Origin of the sequence: Bacillus sp. MD-5 (genome assembly GCF_002201875.1) — a bacterium.
Taxonomy (GTDB): Bacteria; Bacillota; Bacilli; order Bacillales; family Bacillaceae; genus Bacillus; species Bacillus stercoris.
This window is the reverse complement of record NZ_CP021911.1, coordinates 2,353,455-2,370,724: the sequence shown is the minus strand read 5'-3', so window position 1 is coordinate 2,370,724 and position 17,270 is coordinate 2,353,455. Positions and strand designations below refer to the sequence as shown.

General features: G+C 43.7%; 18 protein-coding genes. 15 read left to right on the top strand and 3 right to left on the bottom strand.

The window, feature by feature from the left end:
• Positions 1 to 3: 3 nt before the first annotated feature.
• Both rsfS and CDO84_RS11855 read left to right on the top strand, forming a co-directional pair.
• Positions 4 to 360: a ribosome silencing factor gene (gene rsfS / locus CDO84_RS11860; RefSeq protein WP_014664671.1), complete on the top strand. Its 357-nt coding sequence runs from the start codon at positions 4 to 6 to the stop codon at positions 358 to 360.
• Positions 357 to 1,100 carry a class I SAM-dependent DNA methyltransferase gene (locus tag CDO84_RS11855; protein ID WP_014664670.1) on the top strand — a complete coding sequence of 248 codons (744 nt, stop codon included), beginning with the start codon at positions 357 to 359 and terminating at the stop codon, positions 1,098 to 1,100. The genes rsfS and CDO84_RS11855 overlap by 4 nt, the downstream gene beginning before the upstream one ends.
• A gap of 65 nt (positions 1,101 to 1,165) precedes the next feature.
• On the opposite strand, the gene comER is transcribed toward CDO84_RS11855, so the two are convergent.
• Positions 1,166 to 1,987, bottom strand: a complete 822-nt coding sequence (comER, locus tag CDO84_RS11850; RefSeq protein WP_004398597.1) for a late competence protein ComER — start codon at positions 1,985 to 1,987, stop codon at positions 1,166 to 1,168.
• An 83-nt stretch (positions 1,988 to 2,070) separates the two neighbouring features.
• Between comER and CDO84_RS11845 the strand changes: the two genes are divergently transcribed.
• The 3 genes from CDO84_RS11845 to CDO84_RS11835 all read left to right on the top strand — a co-directional run bounded on the left by CDO84_RS11845 (position 2,071) and on the right by CDO84_RS11835 (position 5,658).
• Entirely contained in the window at positions 2,071 to 2,688 is a 618-nt protein-coding gene (locus CDO84_RS11845) for a helix-hairpin-helix domain-containing protein (RefSeq protein ID WP_014664669.1), read from the top strand.
• 66 nt (positions 2,689 to 2,754) lie between these two features.
• A complete protein-coding gene (locus CDO84_RS11840; RefSeq protein ID WP_014664668.1) occupies positions 2,755 to 3,324 on the top strand; it encodes a ComE operon protein 2 in 570 nt (189 codons plus the stop codon).
• A gap of 3 nt (positions 3,325 to 3,327) precedes the next feature.
• Complete coding sequence (locus tag CDO84_RS11835) at positions 3,328 to 5,658, top strand: DNA internalization-related competence protein ComEC/Rec2 (protein WP_040082574.1); 2,331 nt, start codon at positions 3,328 to 3,330, stop codon at positions 5,656 to 5,658.
• 40 nt (positions 5,659 to 5,698) lie between these two features.
• On the opposite strand, the gene CDO84_RS11830 is transcribed toward CDO84_RS11835, so the two are convergent.
• Positions 5,699 to 5,833, bottom strand: coding sequence for a YqzM family protein (locus CDO84_RS11830; protein ID WP_003229983.1), 135 nt, complete (start codon positions 5,831 to 5,833; stop codon positions 5,699 to 5,701).
• A gap of 76 nt (positions 5,834 to 5,909) precedes the next feature.
• Here CDO84_RS11830 and CDO84_RS21405 point away from each other — a divergent pair, with 76 nt between their 5' ends.
• Both CDO84_RS21405 and holA read left to right on the top strand, forming a co-directional pair.
• On the top strand, positions 5,910 to 6,023 hold the full coding sequence (locus CDO84_RS21405) for a hypothetical protein (protein WP_134975484.1): 114 nt from the start codon (positions 5,910 to 5,912) through the stop codon (positions 6,021 to 6,023).
• 39 nt (positions 6,024 to 6,062) lie between these two features.
• The gene (gene holA, locus CDO84_RS11825) at positions 6,063 to 7,106 is read left to right on the top strand and encodes a DNA polymerase III subunit delta (RefSeq protein ID WP_014664666.1); all 1,044 of its coding nucleotides are present in this window, start codon (positions 6,063 to 6,065) and stop codon (positions 7,104 to 7,106) included.
• Between the two features lie 14 nt (positions 7,107 to 7,120).
• Here holA and rpsT read toward each other — a convergent pair whose 3' ends face one another.
• On the bottom strand, positions 7,121 to 7,387 hold the full coding sequence (gene rpsT, locus CDO84_RS11820; RefSeq protein ID WP_003229989.1) for a 30S ribosomal protein S20: 267 nt from the start codon (positions 7,385 to 7,387) through the stop codon (positions 7,121 to 7,123).
• Positions 7,388 to 7,590: 203 nt separating this feature from the next.
• Between rpsT and gpr the strand changes: the two genes are divergently transcribed.
• From gpr to dnaK, 8 genes are all read left to right on the top strand, one after another.
• The gene (gene gpr, locus CDO84_RS11815; protein ID WP_040082575.1) at positions 7,591 to 8,697 is read left to right on the top strand and encodes a GPR endopeptidase; all 1,107 of its coding nucleotides are present in this window, start codon (positions 7,591 to 7,593) and stop codon (positions 8,695 to 8,697) included.
• 62 nt (positions 8,698 to 8,759) lie between these two features.
• The gene (gene spoIIP, locus CDO84_RS11810; protein ID WP_040082576.1) at positions 8,760 to 9,965 is read left to right on the top strand and encodes a spore autolysin SpoIIP; all 1,206 of its coding nucleotides are present in this window, start codon (positions 8,760 to 8,762) and stop codon (positions 9,963 to 9,965) included.
• Positions 9,966 to 9,981: 16 nt separating this feature from the next.
• Positions 9,982 to 10,320 carry a YqxA family protein gene (locus tag CDO84_RS11805; protein ID WP_040082578.1) on the top strand — a complete coding sequence of 113 codons (339 nt, stop codon included), beginning with the start codon at positions 9,982 to 9,984 and terminating at the stop codon, positions 10,318 to 10,320.
• Between the two features lie 133 nt (positions 10,321 to 10,453).
• Positions 10,454 to 12,289, top strand: a complete 1,836-nt coding sequence (lepA, locus tag CDO84_RS11800; protein WP_014664662.1) for a translation elongation factor 4 — start codon at positions 10,454 to 10,456, stop codon at positions 12,287 to 12,289.
• A 55-nt stretch (positions 12,290 to 12,344) separates the two neighbouring features.
• On the top strand, positions 12,345 to 13,484 hold the full coding sequence (gene hemW / locus CDO84_RS11795; RefSeq protein WP_040082580.1) for a radical SAM family heme chaperone HemW: 1,140 nt from the start codon (positions 12,345 to 12,347) through the stop codon (positions 13,482 to 13,484).
• Between the two features lie 80 nt (positions 13,485 to 13,564).
• Entirely contained in the window at positions 13,565 to 14,596 is a 1,032-nt protein-coding gene (hrcA, locus tag CDO84_RS11790; protein WP_040082581.1) for a heat-inducible transcriptional repressor HrcA, read from the top strand.
• Between the two features lie 71 nt (positions 14,597 to 14,667).
• Complete coding sequence (gene grpE / locus CDO84_RS11785) at positions 14,668 to 15,231, top strand: nucleotide exchange factor GrpE (protein ID WP_014664659.1); 564 nt, start codon at positions 14,668 to 14,670, stop codon at positions 15,229 to 15,231.
• Positions 15,232 to 15,254: 23 nt separating this feature from the next.
• On the top strand, positions 15,255 to 17,090 hold the full coding sequence (dnaK, locus tag CDO84_RS11780) for a molecular chaperone DnaK (RefSeq protein ID WP_014114462.1): 1,836 nt from the start codon (positions 15,255 to 15,257) through the stop codon (positions 17,088 to 17,090).
• The last annotated feature ends 180 nt before the right edge of the window (positions 17,091 to 17,270 follow it).

Here is a 17,270-nt window from a genome sequence, read left to right as displayed (position 1 = left end):
TGAATGAACCAAAAGGCCATTTTAAAGCTCGCAGCTGCGGCATGCGATGATAAACGGGCAGAGGATATTTTAGCACTGGATATGGAAGGCATTTCTCTAGTTGCTGATTATTTTTTGATCTGCCACGGAAATTCAGATAAACAGGTGCAGGCGATTGCCCGTGAAATCAAGGATCAGGCTGATGAAAACGGCATTCAAGTCAAAAAGATGGAAGGCTTTGATGAAGCAAGATGGGTGCTCGTTGACCTTGGCGATGTGATTGTTCATGTCTTCCACAAGGACGAAAGAAGCTACTATAACCTTGAAAAGCTGTGGGGAGACGCTCCGCTCGCAGATCTTGACCTTGGAATGAACCAATGATTTATCAAGGCTTTGCAAGCGTGTATGACGAGTTGATGTCACACGCGCCTTATGATCAATGGACAAAATGGATTGATGCATCTCTCCCGGAAAAAGGCCGTGTTCTTGATCTTGCATGCGGCACGGGAGAAATCTCCATCCGGCTTGCCGAAAAAGGTTTCGAGGTTACAGGCATCGATCTCAGCGAGGAGATGCTTTCCTTCGCCCAGCAAAAGGTATCTAGTAGCCAGCCTATTCTATTTCTTCAGCAGGATATGAGAGAGATTTCCGGCTTTGACGGTCAGTTTGATGCTGTTGCGATATGCTGTGACTCATTAAATTATTTAAAAACAAAAAATGATGTAATCCAAACCTTTAAAAGTGTGTTTCGGGTGTTAAAGCCTGGAGGCATTTTGCTGTTTGATGTACATTCATCTTATAAAATTGCAGAAGTTTTTCCGGATAGCACATTTGCTGACCAGGACGAAGATATCAGCTATATTTGGCAGAGCTTTGCTGGAAGTGAAGAGCTTTCTGTCATTCATGATATGTCGTTTTTTGTTTGGAACGGAGAAGCATATGACCGCTTTGATGAGACACACGAGCAAAGAACGTTCCCAGTGGATGAATACGAAGAAATGCTGAAGAACTGTGGCTTTCAGCTCCATCACGTGACAGCTGATTTTACGGATTCTGAGCCATCAGCACAATCAGAACGCCTATTTTTCAAGGCGCAGAAACCAAAAACCATCGTTTCCTAAAACGATGGTTTTTTAAAATGCTTTTTTATGCTTTTGCAGTACAGACAAAAGTATGACATACTCGCCTACACATGAAACTGCTTTTTCACTGCGGAAATATCCTCCTCGTACTTCATATGAGTATTTTGAAATACCCGATGAAACATATCCTGCACACCGCTTTCCAGCGCTTTAATGCCTTCTCCCGTTACACCGCCTTTAACGCAAACCTTTTCCTGTAATGCAGGCAGGGTGTACAATTCGGTTTCTAACAGTTTTCCCATTCCGACAAGCATTTCCTTACACATCAAAATCGCGTCCTGTTTAGACACTGACGTTTCCGAAACAGCTGCATCTATAAACCGCTGAATCAGATAGCTCATAAAAGCGGGGCCGCAGCTTACGATGTCTGATGCAACTCTCGTTATGTCACTTTCAATTTGCAGCGGATGAGAAATATGCTGCATCAGCTCATTGATTTTCGCTTTTGCAGATTCGCCGCAGCTTGTGCCGAAAGTGACGAGAGAAACACCTGCCAGCGCCCTGTTCGTAATACTTGGGATCACTCGCGCCACTTGACACGGCACATATTGTTCGAGCTGTTCGGTTTGAACGGGGCTTGTAATTGAAATGAGAATATGATCTTTTCTTAAATAAGGTAACGCTCTTGCCAGTAAAGGATATATATCAAGCGGCTTAACACAAATAAAAATCATCTCGTTTTCAGAAACGAGCTTTTCGAGACTTTCGGTAACGTTGATGCTGTTGTAGCGGTTTTTTATGTGCAACGCTTTTTCAATTGTGCGGTTTGTGATTGTCATGTTTGAGGGATCGGCTGCTTTTGATTCAATAAATGATTCTATAAGGATCGTACCCATATTTCCTGTGCCGATAAAGCCTATCTTCAATGGTTTCCCCTCCTTTGAGCTATTATCCTCTAAACCATATGTGTTATGAAAATAAAATATGACGAAAGCGGGGAACATGCACGATGAATTGGTTGAATCAGCATAAGAAAGCAATGATTTTAGCGGCTTCTGCAGCTGTTTTCACAGCAATTATGATCTTTCTGGCCAGCGGGAGAAACAAAGAGCCGGTGAAGCAGGCTGTACCAACTGAGACGGTAAATACAGAGGTAAAGCAGGAAGCAGGCAAAGATGAGCCAAGCGAAGCAATTGTGATAGACATCAAAGGTGCTGTTCAGCATCCTGGCGTTTATGAAATGCGAACAGGGGACAGAGTATCTCAGGCAATTGAGAAAGCAGGTGGAACCAATGAGCAAGCTGATGAAGTGCAAGTGAATTTGGCGGAGATTCTGCAGGACGGGACAGTGGTGTACATCCCGAAAAAAGGAGAGGAAACAGCAGTGCAGCAGGGTGCCGGAGGAGCTGTTCAAAGCGGTGGAGGGAAGGGGGAGCTGGTAAATATCAATACAGCCACCTTAGAGGAGTTACAAGGCATCTCAGGAGTGGGGCCATCCAAAGCTGAAGCTATTATTGCATACCGGGAAGAAAATGGGCGTTTCCATACTATTGAAGATATCACGAAGGTTTCAGGAATAGGCGAAAAGTCATTTGAGAAAATAAAGTCTTCCATTTCAGTAAAGTGATTTGACGGTCATGCATTATGATAGGTAAACTAAAGGTCAGGCAACACAACATTTGGAGGGAACAACGTGGAACGAATTTCATGGAATCAATACTTTATGGCTCAAAGCCATTTATTGGCGCTGCGCAGCACCTGTCCGAGATTATCTGTCGGCGCTACTATAGTCAGAGACAAACGCATGATTGCAGGAGGCTATAACGGGTCAATTGCGGGCGGCGTGCATTGTGCCGACGAAGGATGCTTAATGATAGATGATCATTGTGCAAGAACGATTCACGCTGAAATGAATGCGATTCTACAATGCTCTAAGTTTGGGGTACCGACTGATGGAGCGGAGATTTATGTGACGCATTATCCGTGCATTCAATGCTGCAAATCTATTATTCAAGCGGGTATCAAAACGGTTTATTATGCTGAGGATTACAAAACAAATCCGTATGCGCAGGAATTATTTGAACAGGCGGGTGTAACTGTTGAACAGGTTGAACTCGATGAAATGATCGTTGATTTGAAAAACAGGGAAAAGCTTTCATTTGTAGCGGGTCTTATAGGGAAATTGGCCGATGCCGGTTTAGCGGAGGAAGAATTGAAAAAGATACATGAACAGGCGAATACACTTTTCACGAGCTACGTGTGATGAATGCGTAATTCGCGTTTGTTATTGCCTTTGGCGGCAGCTTCGGCAACGGCTGGAATTACTGCCGCCGCTTATTTCCCCGCTATTTTTCTATTCATCCTCTTTCTCCTCATCATTTTAATCAAAACGAGGCACGCTTTTCTCATTATTGTTTGTTTCTTCTCTTTTATATTGTTTTTTGTACTGTATGCAGTCACAGATTCTCAGAATGTCTCTTCCTATCGGCAGGGAACCTATCATTTCAAGGCAGTGATTGACACTATTCCCAAAATTGACGGCGACCGTATGTCTATGATGGTTAAGACACCTGATAAGGAAAAATGGGCTGCTGCGTATCGCATTCAGTCTGCTGATGAAAAAGAAAAGCTGTTATACATAGAACCAGGAATGTCATGTGAATTGACTGGTACATTGGAAGAACCGAATCACGCAACTGTGCCGGGTGCATTTGATTATAATGAGTATCTTTATCGACAGCATATTCATTGGAACTACTCTGTCACGTCTATCCAAAACTGCGGCGAACCTGAAAATTTCAAGTATAAGGTGCCCAGCTTGAGAAAACATATCATATCATTCACAAACAGCCTTCTGCCTCCTGATTCGGCAGGAATTGTACAGGCACTTACAGTTGGTGACAGATTTTATGTGGAGGACGAAGTGCTTACCGCGTATCAAAAGCTTGGTGTTGTCCATCTCTTGGCGATTTCAGGGCTCCACGTTGGGATTTTGACAGCGGGTTTGTTTTTTATCATGATCCGTGTCGGTATAACAAGAGAAAAGGCGTCAATTCTGTTGCTGTTATTTCTGCCGCTCTATGTGATGTTGACCGGCGCTGCTCCTTCAGTGCTTCGCGCCGCTTTAATGTCAGGTGTTTACTTAGCTGGAAGTCTCGTCAAATGGCGTGTCCGCTCGGCAACGGCAATCTGTCTTTCATATATCACCCTTCTGCTCTTCAATCCTTATCATCTCTTTGAAGCCGGTTTTCAGCTATCGTTCGCTGTCAGTTTTTCTTTAATTCTTTCCTCTTCTATTTTTCAGCAGGTAAAAACCTCCTTGGGTCAGCTGGCAATTGTATCACTCATCGCCCAGCTCGGATCGCTTCCGATTCTCCTGTATCATTTTCATCAGTTTTCAATCATCAGCATACCGATGAATATGCTGTTGGTTCCATTTTATACGTTCTGTATTTTGCCGGGGGCTGTAGCAGGTGTTCTTCTATTAAGTCTTTCCTCTTCATTTGGCAGATTGTTTTTCAGTTGGTTTGATTTCTTGATAAGCTGGACCAATAAGCTGATCACAAAAATCGCAGATATTGATGTGTTCACGCTTATCATCGCACGTCCCGTGCCTGTTCTTCTCTTTTTATTCACAGTGACGATCATCCTATTGCTTATGTCGATTGAAAAACGCTCCTTTTCTCAGTTGATGATAACCAGCGGCATTTGCTGCTCGGTGCTGTTTCTTCTCTTTGCATCTCCGCGTCTTAGTCCCGAAGGAGAAGTGGATATGATTGATATTGGGCAGGGCGACAGCATGTATGTAGGTGCTCCGCATCAGCGGGGACATGTCTTAATCGATACTGGCGGCACTTTGTCTTACTCGTCAGAGCCTTGGCGCGAAAAACAACATCCGTTTTCACTGGGGGAAAAGGTGCTGATTCCGTTTTTAACTGCTAAGGGAATCAACCAGCTTGATGCTTTAATTCTGACGCACGCTGACCAAGATCATATCGGAGAGGCGGAGACCTTGCTGAAGCACCACAAAGTAAAGCGCCTCGTGATTCCGAAAGGGTTCGTTTCTGAACCTAAAGATGAAAAAGTGCTGCAGGCAGCTAAAGAAGAGGGAGTGGCAATTGAAGAGGTGAAGCGAGGCGATGTATTGCAAATAAAGGATTTGCAGTTCCATGTACTGTCACCGGAAGCGCCTGATCCGGCAAGCAAAAATAATTCATCTCTCGTTCTATGGATGGAAATGGGCGGTATGAGCTGGATCTTGACGGGTGATCTGGAGAAAGAAGGGGAACAAGAGGTGATGAAGGTGTTTCCGAATATAAAAGCAGATGTGTTAAAGGTGGGGCATCATGGGAGCAAAGGCTCTACCGGTGAAGAATTCATCAAACAGCTTCAGCCGAAAACGGCCATTATCTCAGCCGGGAAAAACAATCGGTATCACCATCCTCATCAAGAAGTTCTGCAGATATTACAGAGACATTCTATCCGTGTGCTGCGTACAGATCAAAACGGAACGATCCAATATAGATATCAAAACAGAGTTGGAACCTTTTCTGTCTATCCTCCATATGATACATCAGATATAACAGAGACGAACTAAAAAAAGACTGCCGAGAAATCAGCAGCCCGGGCAGTCGCTGTTATGAACCAACCAGGTGAATAACCGTTGCCATGACAAACAAGAAGGCGAAAAATCCGAAGGACACAACAAAACCAACAGCTGAGTCTACAGCATCATTTCGTTTGCTTTGAACGTTTTTTTCAAAATCATTCAACTTTATCCCTCCTGACTGATTTAAGTATAATCGAATCGTTTTGAAAAATCTAGAAGCTTAGGTAACGTTTTCTGTTCTGGTGATTATCGCCTTTTTACAAGCTGTCCCGGGGGCTTGCGAACAGGCGTTTAATATAAATGGGGAAGCAGCAGTCAGGCTTCCTCTTTACTATTTTGTAAACTCAATTTAGGATAGAAGGGGATGATGAAAGAGAGGAAGTCGTACAACAATGGTATTTGATGTGTGGAAAAGCCTGAAAAAAGGAGATGTCCATCCGGTTTATTGCTTATACGGAAAAGAGACATATCTGCTGCAGGAAACCGTCAGCAGGATCAGACAGACGGTCGTTGATCAGGAGACAAAGGATTTCAATCTATCCGTTTTCGATCTGGAAGAGGACCCGCTGGATCAAGCGATTGCAGATGCTGAAACGTTTCCGTTTATGGGAGAGCGGCGTCTTGTCATTGTGAAAAATCCATATTTTTTAACAGGTGAAAAGAAAAAAGAAAAACTGGAGCACAACATAAGTGCGCTTGAATCGTATATACAATCGCCTGCGCCTTACACAGTTTTTGTCCTGCTTGCTCCGTATGAAAAGCTTGATGAGCGGAAAAAGCTGACGAAAGCGTTAAAGAAGCACGCGTTTATGATGGAGGCGAAGGAATTAAACGCAAAGGAGACAACAGACTTTACTGTCAACCTTGCAAAAACAGAGCAAAAAACGATTGGCACTGAAGCGGCGGAGCATTTGGTTCTGCTTGTGAATGGACATCTGTCATCGATTTTTCAGGAGATTCAAAAGCTCTGCACGTTTATTGGAGACCGTGAAGAAATTACGCTGGATGATGTGAAAATGCTTGTTGCTAGAAGCCTTGAACAAAATATTTTTGAGCTGATCAATAAAATCGTCAACCGAAAACGAACTGAGAGTCTGCAAATTTTTTATGATTTGCTTAAACAAAATGAAGAACCGATCAAGATCATGGCGCTTATTTCGAACCAGTTCCGGCTGATTCTACAGACAAAGTACTTTGCGGAACAGGGGTACGGACAAAAACAAATCGCGTCTAATCTAAAAGTTCACCCATTTCGGGTAAAGCTGGCGATGGATCAAGCGAGGCTTTTTTCAGAGGAGGAGCTCCGTTCTATCATTGAGCAGCTTGCCGTCATGGACTATGAGATGAAAACCGGTAAAAAGGACAAGCAGCTCCTGCTCGAACTGTTCCTTTTACAGCTGTTAAAAAGAAATGAAAAAAACGATCCCCATTATTGAGGATCGTTTTTATATTATGCAGAAAGTCCGTTCACTTTTTTCGCTAGTCTTGATTTGTATCGAGCTGCGGTATTTTTGTGTACAAGACCTGTTTTCACTGCTTTATCAATACGTTTAGCTGCTTCAGTAAGAGCAGTTTTCGCTTTGTCAGCTTCGTTGTTGGCAACAGAAGCTTCAACTTGTTTGATTGCAGTACGCATAGCAGATTTGATTGTCGCGTTATGAACGCGGCGTTCGTTGTTTGTTTTTGTACGTTTAATCGCTGATTTAATGTTTGGCATGTGTTTCACCTCCTAAGATACAACCTGTAGCACAGTGTCTTAAGGTTAAATCTTCTTCACAATAGAACAAATTGTATTCTATCAAACACATCTTTAGATTGCAATATAAATGTAAAGTATTTTTCATTGAAGGCTCTCTTTTTAGCATGATTCATTCAGCAAATGGCAACAATATAGGTACTTAATGTGAAGGAGGCCCCTGTATGAAAAAGAGTGAGCTGGATGTGAATCAGTATTTGATACGTACCGATTTGGCAGTGGAAACGAAGGAAGTAATGGCCAATCAGCAGACTGTGCCGACAAAAGAAATTAAAGGATTTATTGAAAAAGAGCGTGATCACGGCGGCATTAAAATCCGCACAGTTGATGTTACAAAGGAAGGCGCGGAGCTTTCGGGAAAAAAAGAAGGGCGCTATTTAACGCTTGAGGCACAGGGAATCAGGGAGAATGATTCGGAAATGCAGGAAAAGGTCTCTGCTGTCTTTGCAGAGGAATTCTCGGCTTTTCTTGAAAACCTTAATATCTCAAAAGATGCGAGCTGTTTGATCGTTGGACTCGGCAACTGGAACGTGACACCTGACGCACTTGGACCGATGGCTGTAGAAAATCTGTTGGTAACAAGGCACTTATTTAAGCTTCAGCCGGAAAACGTACAGGAGGGGTATAGGCCTGTCAGTGCATTTGCACCGGGTGTTATGGGGATTACAGGAATCGAGACAAGCGACATTATTAAAGGTGTGATTGAGCAATCGAAGCCTGATTTTGTCATTGCTATTGACGCATTGGCGGCACGGGCGGTGGAAAGGGTCAACACAACCATTCAGATATCGGATACAGGCATTCACCCAGGATCTGGGGTGGGGAATAAACGAAAAGATTTAAGCAAAGACACACTTGGTGTTCCGGTGATTGCTATCGGTGTTCCGACAGTAGTTGATGCCGTGACAATTGCCAGCGACACGGTGGACTACATATTAAAACATTTTGGCAGAGAAATGAAGGATAACAGTCCGTCAAGATCACTTGTTCCAGCTGGCATGACGTTTGGGAAAAAGAAAGTGCTCACTGAAGAAGATCTTCCAGATCAAAAGCAGCGCCAATCGTTTCTGGGTATTGTCGGAACCCTTCATGAAGATGAAAAACGGCAGCTTATTCACGAGGTGCTTTCGCCTTTAGGGCACAACTTAATGGTTACGCCGAAGGAAGTCGATTCATTTATCGATGACATGGCAAATGTTTTGGCGAACGGATTAAACACAGCGCTTCATGAAAAAGTATCACAAGAAAACAAAGGCTCCTACAATCACTAAACAGTTCTACTTCCTCTAGCTTGTTCATAGAGTAATTACTAGACAAGCGCTGGAGGGATTCAATGAGAAATAAACGCAGAAACAGACAAATTGTTGTTGCGGTAAATGGCGGGAAAGCGGTAAAAGCCATCTTTCTATTTATCGTAAGCCTTATCGTGATTTTTGTTCTATCCGGTGTGCTGACGTCTCTCCGGCCGGAACTCAGGCCGTCGTCCGACTCTTTTTATGGGATTGCTGAAGAATTGCCGGGTGACGTGTTTGCACACTTGCTGCGGATGGAAAACCATTATTTTGCTTCTGACCTTTCTGAAACCGACAGCTCATTTCATCTTTCGCGTCTATCTTTAAAGCTGGCGACGAGCATTAACCTCGAAGATCCGCGGAGCTTTCTCGGCCGGGAGCTGCCGGGGTTTGCACAATTTGATACCGAGATTCTGTTAGCTGGACAAGGCACGGATTATACGAATATGCCTGCGGAATCGCCGCCGCCGTCTAAGGTGATGGAAGAAGAAAGAGAAGCGAATTTGGCAGAGATTGAAAAACAGCAGACGCAATCAGACAATGGGCAAAAAGATCCGCCGAAACAAACAACAGGTGACAAAAAGGTCGTGTTTATCTATCATACGCACAATACGGAATCATATCTCCCTCTATTAAAAGGCGAGACTAATCCTGATATGGCGCGCCATTCTAAAGCCAACGTCACGCTTGTAGGAGATATGTTCGGAAAAGCGCTTGAATCCCAAGGTATCGGAGCCACAGTGAATAAAACCGATATACAGTCGAAACTGAATAAAAAAGGCTTAAACTATGCAAGGTCCTATGATGAATCAAGACCGGTCGTGAAAGACGCTCTCACTACAAATAAAAATCTGCAATATATCATTGATATCCACAGAGACTCACGACGCAAAAAAGACACGACCGCAACGATTAAAGGGAAAAGCTATGCCAGAGTATCCTTTGTCGTCGGGAAAAAAAGCAAAAACTTCGAAGAAAACTATAAAATTGCGAGCGAGCTTCATAAACTGATGGAGAAAAAATACCCTGGACTAAGTACAGGTGTCTTTTCCAAAGGTTCGCCAGGCGATAACGGTGTTTACAATCAAGATTTAACCGACAGAGCGCTTTTGCTCGAATTTGGCGGAGTAGATAATAATCTCGAAGAGCTGCAGCGTGCGGCTAACGCGGCAGCGGATGTATTCAGCGAAATGTATTGGGATGCTGAAAAGGTCAACGCGAAGAGCGGTGAGACGAAAAAACAATAAGAAATAGGTGATTGATTTGATTGCATACTTTGGAAAGTGCTTATTGCTTGTTACAATTATGTTTTTAGGCGTTCTGTTTGGCATGCAGCAGGCAAACAATGGAATGCTGAGTATGAAAGGCTATCATGACCCTTCACTGAAGGGGGCGTTTACGCTCACCGACGGAAAAGGGAATAAAAAAGAAGCCTCGATTCTAGGAGAAACAGTCACAGCAAAAGATTTAGAAGAAAAACAAAAAGAGCTTGAACAGGTGGAAACATTCAATATGTTCTCAAAAGCCGGAAAAGCGCTTTCGGATACCGTAACCAATACTGCCCAGTCAATGTATGAATGGATACGGGATATGAATCAATAGGTATGTGGAAGAGAAAAGCAGCCCAGATATGACGGGGGCCTTTTCTCTTTCTTGTTTTACATTGAATCTTTACAATCCTATTGATATAATCTAAGCTAGTGTATTTTGCGTTTAATAGTAGGAGTGATAGATTGTGACAGATAAAGAAAAGCGTTTAGAGAGGCAGTCGAGAATACGGAATTTCTCTATCATTGCCCATATTGACCACGGAAAATCGACCTTAGCGGATCGTATTTTAGAAAAAACGTCGGCAATCACTCAACGAGAAATGAAAGAACAATTGCTCGATTCTATGGATCTTGAACGTGAGCGGGGCATAACCATTAAGTTAAACTCTGTTCAGCTTAAATATAAAGCAAAAGACGGAGAGGAATATATTTTTCATCTGATCGACACGCCGGGACACGTCGACTTCACGTATGAAGTATCCCGAAGCCTTGCTGCCTGCGAGGGAGCGATTCTAGTCGTGGATGCAGCCCAGGGGATTGAAGCGCAGACGCTCGCCAATGTCTACTTAGCGCTTGACAACGATCTTGAAATCCTTCCGGTCATCAATAAAATCGACCTTCCGAGCGCCGAACCGGAACGCGTACGCCAAGAGGTAGAAGACGTTATCGGCCTTGATGCGTCAGAAGCCGTGCTTGCTTCCGCAAAAGCAGGGATCGGGATTGAGGAGATTTTAGAGCAAATCGTAGAAAAGGTGCCCGCTCCGACCGGCGATCCGGAGGCACCGCTAAAAGCGCTGATTTTCGACTCGCTTTATGACGCCTACCGCGGTGTCGTGGCGTATATCAGAGTTGTAGAAGGAACGGTAAAGCCGGGTCAAAAAATCAAAATGATGGCAACCGGCAAAGAATTCGAAGTAACAGAGGTCGGCGTGTTCACGCCGAAAGCGACTCCGACAAATGAACTGACTGTCGGTGATGTTGGCTTCCTGACTGCATCAATTAAAAATGTCGGTGACACACGTGTCGGTGATACAATAACGAGCGCTGCCAATCCTGCAGAAGAAGCGCTGCCGGGATACCGCAAGCTAAACCCGATGGTGTACTGTGGTTTGTATCCGATTGATACAGCGAAGTACAATGATTTAAGGGAGGCCCTTGAAAAGCTTGAGCTGAATGATTCCTCCCTTCAATATGAAGCGGAAACTTCACAAGCGCTTGGATTTGGGTTCCGCTGCGGATTTTTAGGCATGCTCCACATGGAGATCATTCAGGAGCGTATTGAGCGTGAGTTCAACATTGACCTGATTACGACAGCGCCAAGTGTTATCTATGACGTGTATATGACAGACGGCGAAAAGGTCGTTGTCGACAACCCTTCCAACATGCCGGACCCTCAAAAGATCGAACGGGTTGAGGAGCCATACGTAAAAGCGACGATGATGGTGCCGAATGACTATGTCGGCGCTGTAATGGAGCTTTGCCAAGGAAAACGCGGCAATTTCATTGATATGCAGTATTTAGACGCAAACCGTGTCAGCATCATTTATGATATGCCATTAGCGGAAATCGTATATGAGTTTTTTGACCAGCTGAAATCAAGCACAAAAGGCTATGCGTCCTTTGATTATGAACTGATCGGCTACAAACCGTCTAAACTTGTCAAGATGGACATTATGCTGAACGGAGAAAAAATCGACGCCCTTTCTTTTATCGTGCATCGCGATTACGCGTACGAACGCGGAAAAGTAATTGTAGAAAAACTGAAAGAGCTCATTCCGCGCCAGCACTTTGAAGTACCGATTCAAGCGGCGATCGGCCAGAAAATCGTGGCCCGCTCTACCATAAAAGCAATGCGTAAAAACGTATTGGCTAAATGTTACGGAGGGGACATCTCGCGGAAACGAAAGCTTCTTGAAAAACAAAAAGAAGGAAAACGCCGAATGAAGCAGGTCGGCTCAGTTGAAGTGCCGCAAGAAGCATTTATGGCGGTCCTGAAAATGGACGACAGTCCGAAAAAATAATAAAAGCCGCCGCAGTCCTGTACTGCGGCTTCTTTCTGTAAAGAAGGTGAATCCGTTGAAATCAGCTTATATCCATATTCCATTTTGTGAGCATATTTGCCACTACTGCGATTTCAATAAATATTTTATTCAAAGTCAGCCTGTCGACGAGTATTTAAACGCACTCGAACAGGAAATGATAAATACATTAGCAAAAACTGGGCAGCCAGACCTCAAAACGATCTTTATCGGAGGAGGCACGCCGACCTCCTTGTCTGAGGAACAGCTCAAAAAGCTGATGGACATGGTCAATCGCGTGCTGAAGCCATCAAGCGACTTATCGGAATTTGCGGTAGAAGCGAATCCGGACGACTTGTCCGCAGAGAAATTAAAGATATTAAAAGAAGCAGGCGTAAACCGCCTCAGCTTTGGTGTTCAAACATTCGAAGACGATCTGTTAGAAAAAATCGGCCGAGTGCATAAGCAAAAAGATGTATTCGCCTCTTTTGAAAGAGCGCGGGAAATCGGTTTTGAGAATATCAGTCTTGATCTAATGTTCGGGCTCCCGGGGCAAACCCTCAAGCATCTGGAACATTCCATAAACACTGCTTTATCACTGGATGCCGAGCATTATTCCGTATACTCCCTTATTGTAGAACCGAAAACGGTATTTTATAATTTGATGCAAAAAGGGCGGCTTCATCTTCCGCCGCAGGAGCAGGAAGCTGAAATGTATGAAATGGTGATGAGCCGGATGGAAGCTCACGATATTCATCAATATGAAATCAGCAACTTTGCTAAGGCGGGCATGGAATCCAAGCACAATCTGACGTATTGGAGCAACGAACAATATTTTGGTTTCGGAGCAGGGGCCCACGGATATATCGGCGGCACACGAACAGTGAACGTCGGACCTGTTAAGCATTACATTGACCTGATTGCTGAAAAGGGTTTTCCGTACAGAGATACACATGAAGTGACAACAGAAGAACAGATTGAGGAAGAAATGTTTTTAGGTTTGAGAAAAACAGCCGGAGTCAGCAAAAAACGATTCGCAGAAAAATACGGCCGTTCCCTGGATGGACTTTTCCCAAACGTATTAAAAGACCTTGCTGAAAAAGGGCTGATTCACAATTCGGAGTCTGCCGTTTATTTGACTCATCAAGGGAAATTATTAGGCAATGAAGTTTTTGGCGCTTTTTTGGGTGAGTTATAATTGACATTTTTCTTGTGGTTTGATACTTTTGTTATAGAATTAGCACTCACTTATTGAGAGTGCTAACAGAGGTGATGATGATGTTAACAAATCGTCAGCTGCTGATCCTTCAGGTTATAATCAACGATTTTATTAAATCGGCACAGCCGGTAGGATCGAGAACTCTTTCGAAAAAAGATGAAATCACATTTAGCTCTGCAACAATTAGAAACGAGATGGCTGACTTGGAGGAATTGGGCTTTATTGAAAAAACCCATTCATCCTCAGGGCGTGTTCCGTCAGAAAAAGGGTATCGGTACTATGTTGACCATTTGCTGTCACCCGTTAAACTGACGAAAAGCGACCTGGACCAAATCCACTCGATCTTCAAAGAGAAAATTTTCGAGCTGGAGAAGACAGTTCAAAAATCAGCGCAAATTTTGTCCGATCTGACGAATTACACATCCATCGTACTCGGGCCGAAGCTGAGTGAGAATTACCTTAAACAGATTCAAATCATACCGATTCAGCCTGATATGGCGGTAGCGATTCTCGTTACCAATACGGGGCATGTGGAAAACAAAACGATTAACTTTCCGACCAAAATGGATCTGTCTGATATTGAAAAACTGGTAAATATACTGAACGACCGTTTAAGCGGCGTTCCAATGGATGAACTGAATGAGCGCATATTTAAGGAAGTTGTCATGTACCTAAGACAGCACATTAAGAACTATGACAATATACTCGATGCGCTTCGATCAACCTTTCATTCCACAAATCACGTCGAAAAGTTGTTTTTTGGCGGAAAAATCAATATGCTAAATCAGCCGGAGTTCCATGATATTACCCGAGTTCGGTCGCTGCTTTCATTAATTGAGAAGGAACAGGATGTTCTCAAGCTGGTTCAATCCCCGCACACGGGAATTTCGATTAAAATCGGAAAAGAAAACGACTATGAAGAGATGGAAAACTGCAGTCTGATTACGGCATCTTATTCCGTTGACCAGAAGCAGATCGGCTCAATTGCGATCATCGGTCCGACCCGCATGAATTATTCCAGGGTCGTCAGCCTGCTTCAGCATGTGACTTCGGACTTGTCAAAAGCATTAACAAATCTGTATGATGAATAAGGGAATTTTGGCAAATTTTATCGAAGGACAGCACCTGTCCTTCTCCTTACACTTTGAGGGAGGTGAACACAATGTCAGAAGAAAAACAAACCGTTGAACAAAACGAAACAGAAGAGCAAGAAATCATTGAAGAACAAGCTGCTGCTGATGAACAGCAAGAGGAAACAAATGAAAGCGAACTTCTTCAAAATCAAATTAACGAATTGCAAGGTTTGCTTGAGGAAAAAGAAAACAAACTTTTGCGTGTTCAAGCAGACTTTGAAAACTATAAACGACGCAGCCGTTTAGAGATGGAAGCGTCTCAAAAATACCGTTCTCAAAATATCGTGACTGATTTGCTGCCGGCTCTTGACAGCTTTGAACGAGCGCTTCAGGTTGAAACCGACAATGAACAGACGAAAAGTTTGCTCCAGGGAATGGAAATGGTCCACCGTCAGCTCGTAGAAGCCTTGAAAAAAGAAGGCGTCGAAGCCATCGAAGCTGTAGGGCAGGAATTTGATCCTAATCTGCACCAAGCCGTTATGCAGGCTGAAGACGAAAATTACGGCTCCAACATTGTTGTTGAGGAAATGCAAAAAGGCTATAAGCTGAAGGATCGCGTCATTCGCCCTTCCATGGTCAAAGTGAATCAATAATTACATAGCAGGAGGTTATTCAAGTGAGTAAAGTTATCGGAATCGACTTAGGAACAACAAACTCATGTGTGGCAGTGCTTGAAGGCGGCGAGCCTAAAGTTATTGCTAACGCTGAAGGAAACCGCACAACGCCATCAGTTGTTGCATTCAAAAACGGCGAACGCCAAGTAGGGGAAGTGGCTAAACGCCAATCTATCACAAACCCTAACACAATCATGTCTGTTAAACGCCATATGGGTACTGACTATAAAGTGGAAATTGAAGGAAAAGATTACACTCCTCAAGAAGTGTCTGCTATCATCCTTCAACACCTTAAATCATACGCTGAAAGCTATCTTGGCGAAACAGTATCAAAAGCAGTTATCACAGTTCCTGCATACTTTAACGATGCTGAGCGTCAAGCGACAAAAGACGCTGGTAAAATTGCAGGTCTTGAAGTAGAACGTATCATCAACGAGCCGACTGCAGCAGCTCTTGCATACGGACTTGATAAAACAGATGAAGATCAAACGATCCTAGTATACGACCTTGGCGGCGGTACATTCGACGTTTCAATCCTTGAACTTGGCGACGGTGTATTCGAAGTTCGTTCAACTGCCGGTGACAACCGTCTGGGCGGGGACGATTTTGACCAAGTCATCATCGATCACCTTGTATCTGAATTCAAAAAAGAAAACGGCATTGATCTGTCAAAAGACAAAATGGCGCTTCAACGTTTGAAAGACGCAGCTGAAAAAGCGAAAAAAGATCTTTCCGGCGTATCTTCTACGCAAATTTCTTTACCGTTTATCACAGCTGGAGAAGCAGGACCGCTTCACCTTGAACTTACATTAACTCGCGCTAAATTTGAAGAGCTTTCTTCTCATTTAGTAGAGCGCACAATGGGTCCTGTCCGTCAAGCGCTTCAAGATGCAGGACTTTCTGCAAGCGAAATCGACAAAGTCATCCTTGTCGGCGGATCAACTCGTATCCCTGCCGTACAAGAAGCAATCAAAAAAGAAACTGGAAAAGAAGCGCATAAAGGCGTAAACCCAGATGAAGTTGTGGCGCTTGGTGCTGCGATTCAGGGTGGCGTTATCACTGGTGACGTAAAAGACGTAGTTCTTCTTGACGTTACACCGCTTTCTCTCGGTATCGAAACAATGGGCGGCGTGTTCACAAAACTGATCGACCGCAATACGACGATCCCGACAAGCAAATCTCAAGTGTTCTCAACTGCTGCTGATAACCAAACAGCTGTTGATATCCATGTTCTTCAAGGTGAGCGCCCAATGTCTGCCGACAACAAAACACTCGGCCGCTTCCAGCTTACTGATATCCCGCCAGCACCGCGCGGCGTGCCTCAAATCGAAGTTTCTTTCGATATTGACAAAAACGGTATCGTAAACGTAAGAGCAAAAGACTTAGGCACAGGAAAAGAGCAAAACATTACAATCAAATCTTCTTCAGGTCTTTCTGATGATGAGATCGAACGCATGGTAAAAGAAGCGGAAGAAAATGCTGACGCTGATGCGAAGAAAAAAGAAGAAATCGAAGTCCGCAACGAAGCAGATCAGCTTGTTTTCCAAACTGAGAAAACATTAAAAGATCTTGAAGGCAAAGTGGATGAAGAACAAGTGAAAAAAGCCAACGATGCCAAAGACGCTTTAAAAGCGGCGATTGAGAAAAACGAATTTGAAGAGATCAAAGCGAAAAAAGATGAGCTTCAAGCAATCGTCCAAGAGCTTTCTATGAAGCTTTATGAAGAAGCTGCTAAAGCACAGCAAGCTCAAGGCGGAGCAAACGCTGAAGGCAAAGCGGATGACAACGTTGTCGACGCTGAATACGAAGAAGTAAACGACGACCAAAACAAAAAATAAATTCTTTTTAAAGTCAGTCCCGCTTCCGGGGCTGACAGAAAAGAACACATTTCATAATCTGATTCAATGATTAGAAAGTCAAAGTCAGGCATCTCTTGGCTTTGACTTTTTTTCTTGCCCGGGATAAAAGGAATTGAAAAATCATAATTCAAAATGATACAATCTAATTTATGTGAGAAA

What these genes read in the sequence shown, in the direction of transcription:
- rpsT (WP_003229989.1), bottom strand. Translation starts at nt 7,387, where the DNA reads ATGCCAAACATTAAATCAGCGATTAAACGTACAAAAACAAACAACGAA.
- holA (WP_014664666.1), top strand. Translation starts at nt 6,063, where the DNA reads ATGGTATTTGATGTGTGGAAAAGCCTGAAAAAAGGAGATGTCCATCCG.
- gpr (WP_040082575.1), top strand. Translation starts at nt 7,591, where the DNA reads ATGAAAAAGAGTGAGCTGGATGTGAATCAGTATTTGATACGTACCGAT.
- hrcA (WP_040082581.1), top strand. Translation starts at nt 13,565, where the DNA reads ATGTTAACAAATCGTCAGCTGCTGATCCTTCAGGTTATAATCAACGAT.
- CDO84_RS11845 (WP_014664669.1), top strand. Translation starts at nt 2,071, where the DNA reads ATGAATTGGTTGAATCAGCATAAGAAAGCAATGATTTTAGCGGCTTCT.
- rsfS (WP_014664671.1), top strand. Translation starts at nt 4, where the DNA reads ATGAACCAAAAGGCCATTTTAAAGCTCGCAGCTGCGGCATGCGATGAT.
- grpE (WP_014664659.1), top strand. Translation starts at nt 14,668, where the DNA reads ATGTCAGAAGAAAAACAAACCGTTGAACAAAACGAAACAGAAGAGCAA.
- CDO84_RS11835 (WP_040082574.1), top strand. Translation starts at nt 3,328, where the DNA reads ATGCGTAATTCGCGTTTGTTATTGCCTTTGGCGGCAGCTTCGGCAACG.
- spoIIP (WP_040082576.1), top strand. Translation starts at nt 8,760, where the DNA reads ATGAGAAATAAACGCAGAAACAGACAAATTGTTGTTGCGGTAAATGGC.
- CDO84_RS11855 (WP_014664670.1), top strand. Translation starts at nt 357, where the DNA reads ATGATTTATCAAGGCTTTGCAAGCGTGTATGACGAGTTGATGTCACAC.